Below are 17,492 nucleotides of genomic sequence, written 5' to 3' on the forward strand. Positions count from 1 at the left end.
GATTTCTTGACATGCAAACAACAAGTCAGAAATTTGAGTACCCAAAGGACTTCAATCCACAAAAATACTATGACAATGTAGTAGGAATTTACGTGAATGAAAACCTCCCTGTGGTTAATTTGAAGATAAGAGTGTATGGTATACAGATGGAATACATGAGAATGTTGCCACTCCATAAGTCACAGTGTGAGGTTAAGTCACGATACGGTGAGTTTGCAGAGTTCACTTATAGAGTATGCTTGACTCCTGAGCTAAAGTCAAAGATACTAGCACTTGGTTCGAACGTTGAAGTGCTGGAACCTGCGGAATATCGCGAAGAGATAATGTCTCAAATAAGTGCCTCTCTTGACAGATATATGAAAAAAAACAAAGAAATATAATGGCGTTCTGCGGAGATTTTGCATAAATCTCCCCTAAAACACCCGATTTCACACGTTTTCATTCGTATAATAATATAGAGACATCTAAAATTTATACGATATATGAACAAGAACATTACAATCCGCAAGAGCCAGTCAGTAGATTCATTTCTTCAGGACGCTTCCAAGCATCCTCTTCTTACCATCGAGGAAGAAGTTATGCTTGCCAAGCGTGTTCAGCAAGGAGATGAAGATGCAATGAAGCGTCTCTATGAAGCTAACCTTCGTTTTGTTGTAAGTGTTGCAAAGCAATATCAGAATAGAGGCAAGTCGATGGAAGAGCTTATTGAGGCAGGTAACAAGGGACTTGAACTTGCCGCAAGAAGGTTTGATCCACAGCGAGGTTTTAAGTTCATTGCTTATGCAGTATGGTTCATTAGGGCGAGTATTCTTGCATTCCTTGAGACTTCCACTTGTATGTAGGCTTTGCATCATACTTCTCGGTCTCTATGAACTGATGGTCGAAATCAACATCATACATCTCACCCTCTTTCAGTTGACCAGATGCAAACATACAATTGAGCAGTAAAGTATTGAGAGTGTCAGCCGTGTTGGAATCGTAGTTATTACCTGTATCTGATGTGTATAAGACGTTTTCTTGCGTCAGTTCCTTTATTGCTCTGAGGATAGTGTCAGAGCTACAAGTGCGAAGTGTCGGATGAAGCGAGAGATGGTTCATCAAATGAGTAGTGATGTCCTCAATACATGAGCCACCACAGAAGTAGATACTCATGAGAGAACGGATGATTTCGCTGTACCGATAACCGAACGATCTACACCTTAGACCGAGGGTAGAGTCGATTACGGAAGACAATGTGGAGTCAAATTGCTCCATGATTGAAAATATTCCTCCAAAAGGAGTGAGTTTCTCAGATTTAATTTGTATTTTTGCCATGCCTGATGAGGTTTTGTTTGATTATTTTTGCAACACTAAATTAAGTGATTAATCCGGCAAAACGAAATGTGCTCGATTTGAAAAACGAAACGTGCAAAAATCGGGAAAAACGAAACGTTCTAAAAATTTCGCACACACGACACTTTAAAACAACAAAAAAGCAGTCCAAAACGGGCTGCTTTTATAGTTTTTGAACGGCGAACAAACGGCGTTCAAACGAGGTTCAAATTATGCGGCATTAGACTTCACGAGCATCATATCTTTGTAACCTGCATCATAGTTCACATGCGCATTGAACTCGAAACGCTTACAACCTTCAAACGGATTGCCGAGTGTTTTATTCTTGCCTAACCATTCACAAAGCTCAATGATAGATGACTTATCTGATGTGAAATAAACAAACGGCTTTCCTTTGAGCACATTCAACACATCGAGATAGTCAGACAAATGCCAGTACATTTTGTATGTTCCAACCTCTGTGGACAAATAAGGAGGGTCCACTATAAACACCACATTCGGCTCGTCTTTATATTTTTCGTATAGTTCACGATAGTCACATGATTCAATCGTCAAGCCTTCCAGATAATCCTCACCTGTCGGGTAGTCGTTCTTTCGGATATTGTTGTACAATGTCTGCTTCTCCATCTCCTCGATGCTCAGTTCGTATTTCATCGAGAACATCACCGATGCCGAGATGGTTATAAAATCAATATAACCCACCGTTTGCTCCTCATGCCTCAAGCGTTCAAACATCTTCTCACGCATCACACCATCTATTCGCTTGTGCTTTGGCGTATTGCCTACAATCGCTCGCAAATCAGCGAGCAGCGCATTTGTCTGAGGTATATGTGCCAATCGCTCGCGGTAGTTGTCGTAGTCGTTATATACCACAGTTGCCTCTGGACGCAAATGCTTCGTTATATGGGACAGCAAACCGCTGCCACCGAACAAATCCACAAACACTGTTTTGTCGTTGAACTGGGGCAGAATCTTGATATACTCCTTTGCAAACATGCGCTTCTGTCCGACAAAAGGCAGAGGTGCTGCCATGTGCATTTTCCCTCTCATACGTTCAGTTCAAATTTTATATTATCCTCACCAGCGAGAAGTCGTTCAGTGGGCTTTATGTTGTTTTCATAGATGTGTACATTCGCCAGGTTCAGCGTGATAGACTTTAGTGGCAAGTCTATCTGTCGAGCCATCAGATAAAGGTGGTAAATGTCTGAAGGAAGTCCGAGGTTTGCATCGGAGCTGCGCTGATATGCCGACACAACCAATGCACCGTCCTCTATTTGAAACTGCACAAGGCTCAGGCACGGTGTCTGGTTGCTCTCTGCATCCGTTGCTCCGAGAAACAGTACATAGTTTTTGCTGTTGCGTTTCTCCTTGTTGATGCGCTCAATAAGTGGTGGCAGTTTCTCCATGTAGGTCGGGTAGCTGTTTACCAATGTCTGGCCGCAGTAGTCCCACCATGCTATGCCTGCCTCACGGTATCGATCCACATTGCGCTCTCCTTGCATAAACAGTTTCAGCTCTTCTTTCAGTTTCTTTCTCGCTATGCCGTGGCTCTCAAATATGTCGAGCAGGTCAGCCGGTGTGAGCATCAGCTGCTCGTTGAGCAAGTATTTTATCTTGCCTTTTTTGTTCTGTTGGGTCTTGCCTTCAGCAAGCACCTTACCCAATAATAAATAGTATTTGTTCATCGTATTTTACTTTCGATACGGCAAAGTTACCACGCTTCCGCATCAAAAAGTAACACCACGAGCAAATCACACTGCAAGCCTTTTGCAGCACGTTTTCAAAAGCCTTGTTCTTTATCCCTCGAGCACCTGAGTGCTACACTCTCGACCATATCGCTTGATGAGCGTGTACACCTTGCGCTCGCTCACATGATAGCGATCTGCAAGTGTCGCCACAATGTATGAGACCTTTTCGCCACCACCGAGCATCACGCGATAGTCGTTGTACAAGTCTATATATTCCACATCTTCGATGCGTATCCCTGCCTGTTGTAGCCTTTTTAACGGCTCTCGGTTAAAATTCAATATCTCAAATACTTTCATTTTCAACTAAATTATGTACCTTTGTATCGCCAATCATTTATAACACAAAAAACCACGAGAGTGCAGCAGGAGGCATACAGCCCCCGGTTGTGCACTCTCGTGGTGTTGTGTTAATAAATGATTGGCGTCTATATTAACGGCCGGGGGCTTTTTTACATCCTCCCCCGAAGGGATTTTTTTAAGCGTTGTACTTGCTCAAATCTATTGCATCTTTATTCTTCCAGCCATTTTCCAGCATCTCTTGTATATGCTTAACGGCTTTCGTATAGAAGTCTGCAAGTTCATCCAGTGTTTCAAACGTACGATACACTGGACTTTCATCAGTGCCGAACTTAAATGTCACTGGTAGCGTTTTTCCGTCCGTCTGGACGGCCAAATCGTATGCAGCCTTATAGTTGTACTGGTTCTCTTGCGAGAGCCACACAGGGGCTCCTTCATAGCTGAAGCCCGACAATATTGCTGCATCCGTTTGTTGGTTGTACCATTTTCTTACGAGGTCTTTTATTTCCTCGTCAGTCGGCTTGTGTGTCAGTTCTGCCTCCATGTAGTCAGCAGTTCCGTCATCATGTTCTTGCACGTCCCAACGAACGCGCCACTTGTTTTTGATGGGGTTCACGCATTCAAGCAGTTTCACCTCCAAACTTCCTTGTGCTCTTTTCATCAACTAAAAACGTATTTGGTTCGACCTTTGCCGAACACTTCCGTCTTGATCGTTGTCTCAAATGGGAAGCCATCCGGCACTTCTTTAATCTGGGCGAGGATATTTTTCATTTCCTCACTGTTGGTAAAGAATTTCCTGGCTTCGCCGTTCATCTCGATCGATACGATGCAGCGGTCTTCACCCTGCTCCGTCTTGATGCCCGTCTCAAAGTCCTTCACGATGATAGGAATGTTTACCAACTCGCGGATACTTACTACTGTACCCGCGAAGCGCTTTTTGCCGTCTTCTGGCTTGTAAGCCACATTTAAGTCCTTAAAACTTTTCATTGTTTTGCCTGTTAATTTATTAAACAAATTGTTACAGTCGGCGTGCTTTGTCATCCCATAAAAGGATGCTGTCAGCTCTCGCCTTCTTTTTCTCGATTTTACCTCGCACATCTTTCTTGCGAACTTCTGCTTGATGCGCTTCCTTAAACGCACATTGTTTGGCCGTATCACATAGCCCAGAAAGTCTATTCCCTCAGCAGTCGGGAACACCCTCTCATTGGGCTTTACCACCAAATCTATTTTCTGCAGCTGTTCATGTATGATGTCACGAATCATCCATAGTTCCGCTTTCGTTTTACCGAGTTCCACGCCGTCATCACAATATCTGTAAAAATAACGTACGCCGTACTTGTCCTTCAGATAATGGTCTAAGAAAACAGACAATAACAGATTCCCCGACCCTTGAGAGCTGCGCAGCCCGAAACTGATGCCCTCAGGCAGAAGGTGCAGAAAGTGCTCCAGCAGTCCTAACAGCACCTCGTCCTTGAACACCCTGCGGTAACACCACATTACAAAATCCGGCTTCACGTTGTCATAGAACCGCCTCACGTCAAACTTATAGCAGTATGTCGTTCCCTCTGGGTCTGCATTCAGATCTCGTTGTATGCACTTCATCAAGTCGTGCGTGCCACGTCCCTTGATGCTCGCCCCCGTAGTTCGTATGAAACGCTTGTGCAGATGTGCGTCCACCACATTCATCACAGCATACACCGCTATGCGGTCTTTCATCGACAATATCTGCAGATGCCGTTCTTTACCATATTCACAGATGATGCGCTCATGATAGCCACCGAGCTTGAACGTACCATTCTTCAGCTTTGCCGTCAGTTCCGCTATCACCTCGTCACGGTGCTCCAGCAGATAGCGACCTTGCCTGCACGTCTTTCGCTTCTTGCCCCGCAACACAGCGTCAAACGCCTCCGACATGTTGCCGTAGTCCGTCACCTCCTCCATGATGTAGCCTTCTCTGCGCATAGGGTTCTCTGTTTCTCGTTTACGGAAGATATGGGCCTTCCTATCCCCGGGCCAAACTTCTTCGAACCGTTACCGGCCTACCAAACTCTATTGCCCGACACTTGATGTTTCAGCTTTCCGTCCTTTCATGGACGCTGTTGCTGTGGCTCGTTTCCCTCGGCACCACATCGAGGAGCGCGTCCTCATCGTTGTACGCCGATATATTTTGATTTCCAGACGCGAGCCGACATTCGTATTCGCATTCGAAGCATCGTTATTCGCATTCGCATTCGACACACCGCCATTCGCATTCGCATTGTTGTACCCGCGATAGACCACACGGCCCATTAGGAAACTCTACCAAGATGCAAAGTTACTCATATTCCCGCCAACTCAAGCGATTATACTCTAAATCAGTTGCAAAGCGACAATATTTCAACGAAAACCGCAGCACCACCAGGTTCCAGCGAAAATTCTAAAATTTTTCGACCGGCTTACGCCGGTGATACCACGTCTTTCGTTTTGTCGCTTCGCTCCCGCTTTGCGCGCTTCGCGTTACGCAGCCTCGCTCAACGCCTTATACGCAGCCACGCTTTGCGCCCTCACGAGTTTGCCGCGGAAGGCCAGACGCGAGCCGACATACGTATACGCATACGAAGCACCGTTATACGCATGCGCACTCGACACACCGCCATACGCATACGCAACGTCGCACCCGCGATAGACCACACGGCCCGTGGCTGTGCTTATCCAGTACAAGTCTGAATAGTATGTGCTCGACGAGCCATTCATCGAGCCTACTGGCACTACCGCCATCAGCCTTCCATGAGCCACTGCCGTTATCCAGTTACCGCTGGTTGTCGTACCCTTTATCATGATCGTGCTGCCGTCAGGCATCCAAATGCGCCACTTGCCCTCATTGCCGCTCGTGTTCGGCAAGTCCACACCGTCCATCATGTCATATTTGTGTCCGTAGATGTCCTCATAGCCCAGGCAGCAGATATTGTTCACCTGCGTCACCTTTGCAGCACCATACTCGTCCTTGTCCACATACCAGGCATATTGGTGCACTCTGTTCTCGTCCACCAGACTGTTTGTCACATTCGGGTTGATTGCCTTTGCGCCCTCATAGCCTATAGTGTCCTGCATGCCTCTCGACATCGTGCCGCCAGTCGTGCGCATATTCGTATGCGAGCCAGCGCCGCACTGCTCCTGCATGTTCCTCCTGCCATACTTCGCGTATGCAAGGTTCGCAATGCGGAAGTGCATCAGAGCGTCAATCTGCTGCATACCCCTCTGCACGCTGTAATAGTGGAAGTCCGTCCATGTCATGCTTGCTGTAGTGCTGCCGCCCGTTATGCAGGCACGCAGCTTGCTGCCCACTACAGAACTGCCCACAACAGCACACAGATGCTCCTCGTTGGCAAACCATTCAGGCTCCATATCCTCTATCTTGCTGCTGTTGGATAGTACAACCTTGTCAAACTCGGCTGTGTTCAATATAGAGAAGTACAAAGTCTTGGCTCCCTCAGGCACATCGCTGATAAGATACATGCCAGCCTCAAATCTGTTTCCCAGCGTTGGCACCACGACGCTCTTTACCACATTGCCGTTCACATCGGCAAATGCGCTGCCCACAAGGTTCGTGCCTGGCACACTCGGCCAACGGACACGCTTGTGCTTCGACACATCCACCACGCACACCGAATAAGAGCTGTCCGTACTCATGGCATTTGTTATGGTGTCCCTGCCACTCATCACTTTCCTGCCTTTAGTGTAACCGCCCTGCACCGCCTTGATGTCATCAAGCGTCAACACGTCCACATTCGGCACAGCCGGCATGTGATCCTTGTCCTTCGAACTGTAGCAGCTGTAGTCCTTGCTGTTCAAGAAGTCATTGATACCCTTGCTCCAGAAGAAAGGCTCGTGCATCATCAGGTCACCCTCGCTGCCGTCAAGTTTGGCAGGGGTTCCGTCGGCATACTTCGTGCTGTCCGTATCGTCAAGCTCCAAGTAAGTCATCTCGCCGTCCAGATTGTTCACCACGGTATCGACATTCGCCATGTTCACGTTCCTCGTGGTCGCCTTCTTTGTCACCTTCGCCAGCACTCTGTGGCGGTTCTTCAGTATCGCAGCCACATGGCCGCTTGGCTTGTAGTCGTTGCCGTACTTATAGCCCGTGCCGTTATCCAAGTTCGAGAGATTTGCATCGTCTGCCACGCTCTCGTCGCTCTCCAGCATTGTATATTCAGGCTGCTCGATGTTCAACTCTGGGTAGTGCTCGATGTATGTAGCATAGGTCTCATCATCAACGTAACGAGTCAGCCGGTATGTACCCACCAGTCGGCAGCTCTCCACATTGCCGCCATTCTCGTCCACACCGCCCGTCTGCATCAGTGAGGCCAGCAGGCTGCCGTCGCCTTCCATGTCGATGCCGGTCACACGCAGATACTTCACGTTTCCGCACCTTGCGTGCAGCGTCTGCCAGTCCACACCAGGGCAATTGTCAACCACAAGCCTGTTGATGTTGCTTGTGCCCTCCAGCGTCAGACCGCCGGTCGTCAGTTTGCTCAGGTAGCGTAGTTCCAGTGTCTGCAACGTTGCCGGGAGCGTTACGCTCGTCAGCGGAGCACCCTGTGCGAAGTTCACGCCGGTCAGGGCTGTCTTGCCTGCCTTCAGTGTCTCCAGCTTCGTGTTGTTGCTCAAGTCTATGCCAGTGAAGCTGCCTGACTTCAAGCCGGTCATATTCAGAGTACGCAAATTTCGGCAACCGTTCACCAGCAATGCGTTCAGCGTTGTCTGTGTCTGGCCGCAGCTCACGTCAAGCGTCCGCAGGGCGGAACAGTTGTTCAAGTTCAGAGTCTGGAGTATGGCATGGCTCACGTCCGTCAGGTCAAGCCCCATGATGCGGCTCGCACCGTAGATGTATTGCGGGTCATTCACGATGAGGTCCGTGTCAAGCGTCAGTTCCACCTGACTTCCCGTATCCTCCGCAAGCACTGCGCTTTCGTGCGGAGTACCGCTCGTGTAGCCGTACCCGAAGAAATACCGCTCGCTCGCCGTGATTCTTATCTTCCGGTTGTCACTTCCGAACTTATAGCCGAAGTAGGCCGCGAAACTGTCCTTTCTGTATGTACCGCATACATACTGGCTGTCCAGCAATGCAAACCGGTTCTGGATGGTATAGGTGCGGTGGGCATATCGGCTGCCCTGGAGTGCATAGAGATAGTCATAGTAACTCGTAGTGCCGTCTGCTGTCGTCACACCCTCCGTCAGCGGCTTGATGTACTTGTAGATGCCGTCCTTGTTGTAGATGCGCTCACACCAGTTGCCCATCATCTCCTCATTGAACACCTTCAGCACATACTCCAGCGACATCGTGCTTCGCAGCTTGTCTGCCACCTCCCTCAGTTTGTCCGGGCAGCCTCTCACAAGTTCCCACAGCACGGAGTCGTGTCCTGCAAACGCATACGAGCCGATGCTCTCGTCCATCGTCTCCCACGTTATCGTGTAGTCGTATTTCAGAACCGAGTCGTTGCGCTCACCGAACACCGTGTCCATGTCGTATGGGATGAAATACCATATCTTGCCGTCCCACGTCACGAGCATCATGTTCTTCGCGCGGTTGTCCACAGCCATGAAGTAGTCCGTTATCAGATACCATGCAAATGGCGAGTCGTTGCCGAAGTATTCCGCATATTCGTTCAGGAATTTCGTCGGGTTGCCCTTGCAAGAGTATATCCACTCCCAAAGGCGCTTCACTGCCGCCTTGTCGTCCTCATGCGCCGTCGCCCATGTGTCGTCGGCCTTGAAGCGGAACTCCAGAGCGTCGTCAAACGTGTCCATGTTGCTCGTACCGAACAGGCACAATGTCTCCGAGTTGTTCAGGAACTCCAGGCAGATACACTTGTTGCGCCCGCCCTTCAGTGCAGCCTCGTCATTGAAGCCCTCGATACCCTCAAAGCCGTAGATGATGCCGCTGCCGCTCTTCTCGTTGTTGAAGTTGTACTTGCCAAGATACACGTTCTCACCCGTGCCGTTGTTGTCGTAGAACAAATCTATCGGGAACCCGTCCACGCCGATTCTCACATCATAGTTGCCCTTGTAGGCCATTTGTGGCGGAGTCAGCCAGCCGCATCTCTTCCAGATGTCGTTCACCACTCTCACCGCGCCCGTATTATGCGTAGATGAAGAATCTGAAAAGTCCGCCTTCAGACAGAATATGTCTATCGGTCTTGCACCTGGTTTGAACGAATATTTGAAGTCCGCTACCTCCACACCGTTCACATACAGCTTCGTGCCGTACTTCGTCGAGCGGCTGAAGTAGATGCGGTAGTTCTTTCTCGGGTATGTCGTCGATGAGGTGCCTTGTATTCTCAGTCCGCACTGGTAGATGATGAAGTCATACTCCTTACCGTAGGCAGAGTAGAAGTAGATGTCCACCGGAACCTCAAACTTCTTGTTGTTCGTCTGGTTCACCAGGTTCACGTCGCCCACGATTCTCATCACGCTCTTGCCCATTGCCCTCAGCTTGTCGATGTCAACGTCTGTGCCCTCGTCGTCCATCACCTGGTTCTTTTCGAACAGCACCACCATCTCGTCGCTTGTCGGGCGGTCCACCATATAGTTGGCAAGCTCCTCGTCATCACCCAAAGCACGGCTGTAAACACGCATGTTACGCACCTCCACGTCCGCGCTCTCGCTCGTGATCCTGATGTTCGTCGGTTCTGCCTGGAGCAGCGAATCCGTCGAGGCATACTGCTTCGCACCGCATAGGATGCCGTTCACATACAGCGTCATCAGTCGGCTCGCCTTTTTCTCCTGCACCACGAAGGCTATCTTCAGTGTCATACCGCTTGCGAACTTAGTGCCTACTTCCGAACCTGCGCCCGTCCGCATCAGAGCCTCCTGCGTCGTCAGTCTGAAGCCCACGCCGCCGGTCATGCAGTCCACAACCGTACCCCTGCGGTCGGTCACGTTCGTGCATGTCAGCTCCATCTCGTAGGTTGCGCCCGTGGTCGTCGCGTCGTTGCCGAAAGGCTTGTACCCGATTTCTACATTCGCGCCGTTCGTCAGCTTCAAGGCATCTCCCGTCCAGCCGTTGCTCTGCCAGTCAAAGCCTTCAAACGCCGTTTGAACGTCGTTATAACGCCATTCAGCAGGCTCGCTCTCGGCATTGCTTCTGCCGGCTGCCGTCAGTTTCAGCACAAGTCCGGCAGTCGCCTCGCTCAGGTCAATGCCGCTCTCCGTCACCTTCACGTTCAGCTTGTATTCCGTTGTGCCGCACTTCAGCACCATCGCCACGTCGCCCTGCTCCAGGAAACGGTTTGTATATACCTGCGTAGTCCTCGGAACGCTCACCGTCTGCGTCCGTATGCCGTCTCGCCACACACCCACCGTCGCCGGGGTCGTTGTCGGGTCATACGCCACAAAGTCAAATCTCACCTGCTCATACTGGCCGGTTTCAATAGTCGGGGTCAGATGGTCGTCCGCAAAAATGCGTCCGTCACCGAAGGTCAGCTTCGTGCCGATATACGGGGCGTTATGTCCGGCCTTCAGAATGTCAAAGTAGATGCTCTCACTCTTCAGCGTCAGCTCCGCACTTGCCTCCATCTCGGCGACGATCTGCACCGTGTGCCGGCCGATGCTCACTCCCGACATCGACAAGGAGAAACTGCCGTTCGTCGTGCCGCTTCTCTTCACCGTCTGCGAGTCCCACTGGTGTCCGTCCAGATACAGCGTCACGGTTTTGTCGCCGCTTCCGCTCACCGCAAAGGGGATGCTCACCGCCTCGCTCACACCGTAGCCGCCCTTGGCGACACACTCGGCTATGTTGAAGCTGCTGCTCAGCGCAAGGGTCACAGCCTTCACGCTCACATAGCTCTGCCTCGTCTGTGTCTTGCCGGTGGTCGGGTCGGTTGTGGTAGCCCTCACATATATGTCTGTCGTGCCGAGCAGCAGGTATTTCGTCAGATCCAGGGTATAGGTTCCCTTGCTCACATCATGCTGCGTGTCTGCATACATCACGGTCGCGCCCCTCTTCATCTCAATGCTGACCGTTGCCTTCTGACCCGTGGATGTGCCTTTCTCCTCACCGCTGCTGTACTGGTGGTCATACGTCCATGTCAGCATCGCGCTGTCACCTTCCTTGATGATGGTCTTGCTGACGGCTGCATCCAGCACGATTTTCGTGGTCGAAGCGTCACCGCCTCCACCGCCGCTTCCTGCCGGAATGTCCGCAGACGCTATCTCCGCACCGCTCTTGTTGGTCAGTGCCAGGCGCACGCTGCTGCCGTCGTCACTCAGTTCGGCGTTCATGCCCAAGACGGTGCTCGCCTCTATCTCCATCAGCTTCGCCGCCACCGCCGCGTTCTGCACCGGGTTCGTCGAACTTACGTTCAGGCTCTCGTCCACCTCAGTCTCGCTGATGGTGATAGCAACGTTGCCGTCCTCGCCTGGCTCCAGCTTCTTGCCGTTCAGCGTCACGCTCTTCACCGTGCCGTCGCCGCCAAAGTCCTCCCAGCTCGCCGCCTGCTCCCAGCTCTCGATGTTCGTGCCCTTGAACTGCTTGGTCTCCCATTTGCCCTGTGCCGTCTCGTAGGTGATGCAGCGTCCCTTCGCACGTGCCTTTCCTTCCACGGCTGCTATGGCAGTCTCAAGCGTATAGTATCCGCTCTCCAGCGGAACTTGCTCCGTCACGTTATAGGTGTTGCCACCGCCGCTTCCGCTTATCTCCACCAGGTTCTCTTCCTCATCGCTCCACACATACACCACGCCACCGCACACATACGCCTTGTCCTTCAGTACTTCTGTGCGCACATCGTTCATGTACATGTCTGCGCCAAACCAGTTATTGCAGTATATGTTACCATTCTTCCCGCAGAAGGATTTGTTCACCGTGTCATAGTACACACCGTCTATCTGGGGGCATGATACAAGTCGTATCTCCACGCCTTCCACCAGCCCGTCAAACCGCGCTGTCGCGCCGTTCCTTGCAGCCAGTGCCGTGCCCTTGTACTCCGCTTCCACGTTCTCTGCCTTTGCCACAGCGGCGTTGGTCTTCTGGGCGGCATCAGTGGCCTTGCTCGCTGCATCGTTGGCGGTTTGGGCCGCAGCCTTCGCTGTTGCTGTTGCCGTATCTGCTTTCTTTGCCGATGCGTCAGCCACAGCAGCAGAAGCCTTGGCGACAGCTGCTGCATCCTCCGCAGGTTTCGACAGCAGTTTCAACGGGGCGCTCACCACCGTCTCGCCTCTCATGGCAGGGAGGCTCACCACACCCTCCAGTGTGCTCACAGCTTCCAGCTCGTCCACACTCTGGCTGTCAGTCTTTATCTGATTCACCACATCCTGGACCAGTTCCTTTTTCTCTTCTTCTGTCATATCATCCGTTGTTTTGATTATTGTTCAACTGTTCTCTAAGCCCGTCGATAAAGCCGGGCACACACAGACGTGCTGCCACCGTGCCCATAAGGCTTACCTCCTCGTCGGTATATTCGACACTACCCTCGCCATTGTATATCTTCAGGGCGAGTGCGTGAGCCTTGATGCCATTCACGTTGTTGTAAATCATGTCGGCAAAGTTCTCTCTTGCGTCCACCGTATGCGATGCCTTGTGGCTGATGGATGCGTAAATTTTGAAATGCTGAAAGTCTATCTTGCTCATATCGTTGTTATAGATTATTATTATATAAACAGTAAAAATTATCCTCATAAGGCGCACTATTACCATTGCGTACAATTAGTAACTTTACAACGGAATTGGCTTTTATTGTAATTTTTGAAGCCCCAATAAGTGCGATTCCTCCGGATGCAATATCTATATCTGCATTGTTAGATTTATGGCCTACAAGCGTGAGTACAAAGGCGTAATCGTATGTACTACTTCCGAACATCCAATACAGAAGATCGTTTTTTATATCCAAAAATACTGTCCTATTGGAGCCACTTGTGTTTTTGAGAAGTTGCAAAGGTCCGTCCATCCAATCTATGCTGTATATCTGGACTAAAGGAAGTTCCGCTGATACATCTTTGATTTTGCCTGCTTGAAGAACGCCACCCTCATTAACTACGATGCTACCAGACGATAATATAGAAACACGTGGTGAGGATGCGACTTTAGATTCTATCCTAAAAGCAGGACGGAACAAAGATGCGATGTCTTTTCCTTGTTGCATATTTTTGTTCAAGTACATAAATGTTGCTGCATCATCATCGTTTGGGTCAGCGTTAATTCCTAAAAACAACTGATGGAAAGTCCATTTAGCAGTGTTCTCATCATACAAGTAGTTTTGCAATCTTATTTGACTTGCACTGATCAATGTCTTTTGTTCTTCGGTTGTCCAATCATCAATGTTACCATAGTGTAGATTGTCTGATGATATTACCAAATTTCCAATATTTCCATTCGATGCGTTTATTTCTCCCGTGAACTTGCCGTTCTTTGCCTCGATGCTGCCATCTTCCAATATCTTGAAGTTGCCGTTGGCCGTGACGATTCCCTCCAATTGTATGTTGGCGGCCTTTATCTTCACACCGTCCTGACCCGCTCCGACAAATGATTTCAGATTACCGTCCCCGTCGATGGCGTACAGACCCGACACCTTGGAAGTGGTGATAAGCCCTGTCTCCTCCAGCATGTTCTCGTCCTTGTCGAACACGGCAGCGGAGATTTTCACAAGACGCTCGCTCTGCTCGAACAACGTGCGGTAGCGGTGCGTCAGCGCCTCGTACTTGTCGGTGCTGAGCACCAGCATATACATGTAGATGTCACCGTCAAACTCCAGACGGAAGTCGCCCGTTCCGTTCCACAGGCCGTTTCCGGTATATTGCACATAGCCTTCGGTCTCCGCAATCTCCTCGCTTATCTCCATGCTGTTGAAGTTGGCGAAGCCTGTCTTGTCCACATTCTCGAAGCGGACCTTCAGCGTGCCGACCTTGGCACAGCGGTAGAAGAATGTCAGATACACAGGCAGGGCCTCTTTCTGCCCCTCGTCATTGGTCGGGAACGTGGGCACATAGCGCAGGTTCCCGTGTTTCTGCAGTATGTACTTGTTGCGTATGCGCACCACCGTGCGCCCCATGTCCGTGACCACGCTTGCGCCGTCGCCTTTCTTGGAGAGCACGTTGCCGTTGGCCCATATCCACTTGTTGCCGACAAGGAAGAACACGGTCTCGTTCTCGGAGTTCCATTTCTCCAGCCCCGATGTGAACGTGGGGTTGTTCAGGTAGCCTTTCTCGCTCAGGAAGTCGTTCCGCACGCTGTCTATCGCGCTCTGCACCTTCCCCTCCGTTATCTCCAGCTTGGTCTTGATGTCCTCGCCGGTGGAAAGCAGGAACGTGCCGCGCAGATACACGTTGTCGGCATACAGGCCGTTGCCCTTCGGCTGGTTATCCAGTGGAAAGCGGTCGTCCTTGATGTCGTTAAGGTTGCCGAGCCTTGCACGCAGGGCGTGGTCAAAGTTCTTGGCGTTCATTCCGTCCAGCACGTCCACTCTCGGGTGACCGTCCTCCGAGGCGGAGATGAGGACGAGGTTCTGGCGGTTCGCCGTCTCGGTGTTGCCCATAAGCACACACTCGTCGCCCTCTTCGGGCTGTGCGGTCTCAAACTCGGATTTCTCCACAAGTATGCCGCTATTCGCGATGCCGGCCACTTCCACCCAGTAGGCTTTCTGCGACGTGCCAGTGAACGTCTGGCAGCGCACCAGGTCGTGTCGCACGAACATGTTCTCCTGCTCGAAGCTGATGAGGTAGTAGTCGCCTTGTTCCTCCACAGCCTTTATCTTCCCGTTCGCAGCGCTCACGCATATCTGGCCGCCCACGCTCCGCACCTTGTTTATCAGCAGCTCAAACACGTTCATCACCTGACGCACCGTCAGTTTGTCCACAATCAGGTGCGACAATCGGTCCTCATCCATACCCAGTTTCCAGCCCCTGTCCGTCAAGCCCCCGCCGCTATAGTCCCCGCTGCTGAGCAACTCCTTCACCACAGCCGTCAGCAGCTCCGCGTTGCCCTTGCCGTCAACAAAGCCGTTCTCCTCCTCGCCGAACACCACACCCTGCTCAAAGGTTATCCGCCCCTTCGTCCGGTCGTTGCGTTTCCTGCTCAGAAATTCCTGCTCGCTCCTTCTTGCCGAAAACAGATTGTTGTCCGTAGGCAGAGTCGTGTCCCAAGAGCGTATCACGTCAGGCAGTTCCACAGTGTTCGCCTTCACCTCGCTCCGCACGTTCTCTATCTCGTCCGCCATGCGGCTCTGCGTCGTTTGCGACAGCACGTCACTTATCTCGATGTCAGCCTCCGTCGGGCGCTCCAGTTTCTGGTCCACCACCGTTATGCGGCTCTCACGGTAGCCGCTCGCAAAAAAGCGGTCACTCTCCAGCCGCACCCTTTGCCCCATGCACGGCACAACGCCGCGCTTCTTCAGCGCCACATAGTCCGTCGAGCATTTGTACACGCTTCTGTCCAGGCAGTGCTCGTCCATGTATTTTTCCACCGCCGTCGCATACTCCTCCTCCGCTATCGGGTAATACTCGTCCGGCATCCTCACGTTCCACAGTATATAGGTGTCCTCCGCTTTCGGCTCCAGCACTCCGCCCGGCACCTGCGTGTCGTCATCGTATGGCCATATCGTTATCAGCTCAAACTCCCGCGTCGCACTGTTATAGTTCACCTCAAAGTAGTGCTCCCCGTCCTCGTCGTTGCCCAGACCGGCCAACTGCCCCGTCTGGAACGTCACACGCTTCACCAAGCCTCCTATCTCATATTCGTTCGGATCGAAGTTCATCTCGCCGTCCGTGAAGTAGTATATGTCGAATGGCTTGCCGTCATCGCCCTTTTTCGTCTCCTTCCTCACCGAGCTCACCTTGCCCGTGCGCCGCGGGTATATCTCCTGGAACGCCGTCTGCTCGAAGTGCTCCACAATGCCCAGCTCCGTGTTCCGTTCCACATACGTCGCACGGCTCGGAAGCAGCAGTCGGCTGCTGCCGTATTTCTCAGCGTCTATGTTGCGGCTGCTGCCTATCGGGAACAGTCGGGTGAAGAACTTCACGTTGTCAGCCGAGTCACGCTCTATGCTCAACAAGCCGTTGCCGTAGCCCAGCGTCACCTCGTCGCCCCTCTCGCAGCGGCACACGTTCACCGTCATGCCCTCTATCCACCATTCCGTCCCGGCCTCGTCGGCTATCTTCTTCAGAGCGTCGTTCCCGTACAGACCCTCCGAGTAGTCCACCACGATGTTGCCCGTGGCCTCCACCTTGCCCACCTTCCAGTCCGTTATGCCGCCCATCCAGCGGTTCAGGTTCTTCACCACCAGTGCCACATGCTCACGCGCCGTCGCCGTGTAGCTGAATACTGGCGAGTCCTCCGTGTTCAGCATCAGCGCCTGTTTGATAAGGCTCGCCGCACCGTACAGTTTCACCGAGTACGTCCATTTCCTGCGACCCGTCTGCTTCGGCGTGTACGTCTCCACACACCAGAACTTCCGCCCTTCCCACACCGTCCAGTCGTTCAGCTCCAGTGTCACGCACTCCTGGCTGTCCAGCGACACGCTCAGGTAGTCGTCACCGCCCACCTCCTCGTGGTGAGTGCTGCTACTGTCGGGCACCAGCGTTGTCCTCAGCCGGTTCCGTTTGTCATATATCTTCAGCTCCATGTCCTTTGATGTCTTTTTTATCGTTGTTTTATCGTTGTTTGAATACCTTGCAAACGCCGTTTCAGTACAGAGGCTTCGGCTCCCTGAATTTCAGCCGCATCCTGCTGCACACGCCGCCTTCGCCTATCGGGGTCAGTTGCTCCGTCTCCGTTGCCCCCAGATACCGCAGTCTGAACGTGCGGTCTATCTCCGGCAGCCTCACCTCCAGCCATCCGTCCTTGCCCGTCCGCAGCATCGTGAAGAACCTGCCGTAGTTCACGAAGTACGCCTGCGCCGACTCAGCCCATAGGCAGAAGTACAGCTCCACGTCACGCGCCTGAAGGTGCAGCTCTATTTCTTCCGGCAGCTCCTCTCCGTCCGCGTCAGGGTTGTCCACCACCGTCAGCTCCTTCGTCGTGCTCGGCTTCAGCAGAGCCTCATAGTTAGTCCATTCTCCATCCTTCTTCTCCGTCAGGAACACGCCCCATTCCTGGGCTGCGTCCTTGTCGTTTATGTACAGCAGACCTTTCGTTATCTCCATGCTCTT

The 17,492-nt window shown here is 51.7% G+C and carries 11 protein-coding genes and 1 pseudogene; 2 read left to right on the plus strand and 10 right to left on the minus strand.

The window, feature by feature from the left end; genetic code table 11:
- Both KTQ90_RS05960 and KTQ90_RS05965 read left to right on the plus strand, forming a co-directional pair.
- The coding region (locus KTQ90_RS05960) for a helix-turn-helix transcriptional regulator (protein ID WP_217317593.1) at nt 1-380 on the plus strand (380 nt) is incomplete at its 5' end.
- A 102-nt stretch (nt 381-482) separates the two neighbouring features.
- Complete coding sequence (locus KTQ90_RS05965; RefSeq protein WP_217317594.1) at nt 483-842, plus strand: sigma-70 family RNA polymerase sigma factor; 360 nt, start codon at nt 483-485, stop codon at nt 840-842.
- Here KTQ90_RS05965 and KTQ90_RS05970 read toward each other — a convergent pair.
- The 10 genes and pseudogenes from KTQ90_RS05970 to KTQ90_RS06015 all read right to left on the minus strand — a co-directional run.
- Nucleotides 832-1,314, minus strand: a pseudogene (locus tag KTQ90_RS05970) (IS1380 family transposase); the annotation flags it as partial. The gene KTQ90_RS05965 and the pseudogene KTQ90_RS05970 overlap by 11 nt on opposite strands.
- A 228-nt stretch (nt 1,315-1,542) precedes the next feature.
- Nucleotides 1,543-2,382, minus strand: a complete 840-nt coding sequence (locus KTQ90_RS05975; RefSeq protein ID WP_217317595.1) for a DNA adenine methylase — start codon at nt 2,380-2,382, stop codon at nt 1,543-1,545.
- Entirely contained in the window at nt 2,379-3,017 is a 639-nt protein-coding gene (locus KTQ90_RS05980) for a thymidylate synthase (protein WP_217317596.1), read from the minus strand. Before KTQ90_RS05980 ends, KTQ90_RS05975 begins: the two co-directional genes overlap by 4 nt.
- Nucleotides 3,018-3,128: 111 nt before the next feature.
- Nucleotides 3,129-3,377, minus strand: a complete 249-nt coding sequence (locus KTQ90_RS05985; RefSeq protein ID WP_071122765.1) for a hypothetical protein — start codon at nt 3,375-3,377, stop codon at nt 3,129-3,131.
- Between the two features lie 178 nt (nt 3,378-3,555).
- Nucleotides 3,556-4,038, minus strand: coding sequence for a DUF4376 domain-containing protein (locus tag KTQ90_RS05990; RefSeq protein WP_217317597.1), 483 nt, complete (start codon nt 4,036-4,038; stop codon nt 3,556-3,558).
- Complete coding sequence (locus KTQ90_RS05995) at nt 4,038-5,339, minus strand: reverse transcriptase domain-containing protein (RefSeq protein WP_217317598.1); 1,302 nt, start codon at nt 5,337-5,339, stop codon at nt 4,038-4,040. Before KTQ90_RS05995 ends, KTQ90_RS05990 begins: the two co-directional genes overlap by 1 nt.
- A gap of 534 nt (nt 5,340-5,873) precedes the next feature.
- The gene (locus tag KTQ90_RS06000) at nt 5,874-12,698 is read right to left on the minus strand and encodes a CotH kinase family protein (RefSeq protein ID WP_217317599.1); all 6,825 of its coding nucleotides are present in this window, start codon (nt 12,696-12,698) and stop codon (nt 5,874-5,876) included.
- 1 nt (nt 12,699) lies between these two features.
- Entirely contained in the window at nt 12,700-12,981 is a 282-nt protein-coding gene (locus tag KTQ90_RS06005) for a hypothetical protein (RefSeq protein ID WP_217317600.1), read from the minus strand.
- A 7-nt stretch (nt 12,982-12,988) separates the two neighbouring features.
- Nucleotides 12,989-16,966 (minus strand): hypothetical protein, encoded by a 3,978-nt coding sequence (locus KTQ90_RS06010; RefSeq protein ID WP_217317601.1) that lies wholly within the window; start codon nt 16,964-16,966, stop codon nt 12,989-12,991.
- A gap of 61 nt (nt 16,967-17,027) precedes the next feature.
- Nucleotides 17,028-17,486, minus strand: a complete 459-nt coding sequence (locus KTQ90_RS06015; RefSeq protein WP_217317602.1) for a hypothetical protein — start codon at nt 17,484-17,486, stop codon at nt 17,028-17,030.
- Nucleotides 17,487-17,492 lie beyond the last annotated feature (6 nt).

The sequence above is a fragment of the Leyella stercorea genome (assembly GCF_019052365.1).
Lineage (GTDB): Bacteria > Bacteroidota > Bacteroidia > Bacteroidales > Bacteroidaceae > Prevotella.

Excerpts from the sequence above, each read along its gene's own strand:
- KTQ90_RS06015 (WP_217317602.1), bottom strand. The coding sequence starts at position 17,486 with ATGGAGATAACGAAAGGTCTGCTGTACATAAACGACAAGGACGCAGCC.
- KTQ90_RS05985 (WP_071122765.1), bottom strand. The coding sequence starts at position 3,377 with ATGAAAGTATTTGAGATATTGAATTTTAACCGAGAGCCGTTAAAAAGG.
- KTQ90_RS05965 (WP_217317594.1), top strand. The coding sequence starts at position 483 with ATGAACAAGAACATTACAATCCGCAAGAGCCAGTCAGTAGATTCATTT.
- KTQ90_RS05975 (WP_217317595.1), bottom strand. The coding sequence starts at position 2,382 with ATGAGAGGGAAAATGCACATGGCAGCACCTCTGCCTTTTGTCGGACAG.
- KTQ90_RS06005 (WP_217317600.1), bottom strand. The coding sequence starts at position 12,981 with ATGAGCAAGATAGACTTTCAGCATTTCAAAATTTACGCATCCATCAGC.
- KTQ90_RS05990 (WP_217317597.1), bottom strand. The coding sequence starts at position 4,038 with ATGAAAAGAGCACAAGGAAGTTTGGAGGTGAAACTGCTTGAATGCGTG.
- KTQ90_RS05980 (WP_217317596.1), bottom strand. The coding sequence starts at position 3,017 with ATGAACAAATACTATTTATTATTGGGTAAGGTGCTTGCTGAAGGCAAG.
- KTQ90_RS05995 (WP_217317598.1), bottom strand. The coding sequence starts at position 5,339 with ATGCGCAGAGAAGGCTACATCATGGAGGAGGTGACGGACTACGGCAAC.
- KTQ90_RS06010 (WP_217317601.1), bottom strand. The coding sequence starts at position 16,966 with ATGGAGCTGAAGATATATGACAAACGGAACCGGCTGAGGACAACGCTG.
- KTQ90_RS06000 (WP_217317599.1), bottom strand. The coding sequence starts at position 12,698 with ATGACAGAAGAAGAGAAAAAGGAACTGGTCCAGGATGTGGTGAATCAG.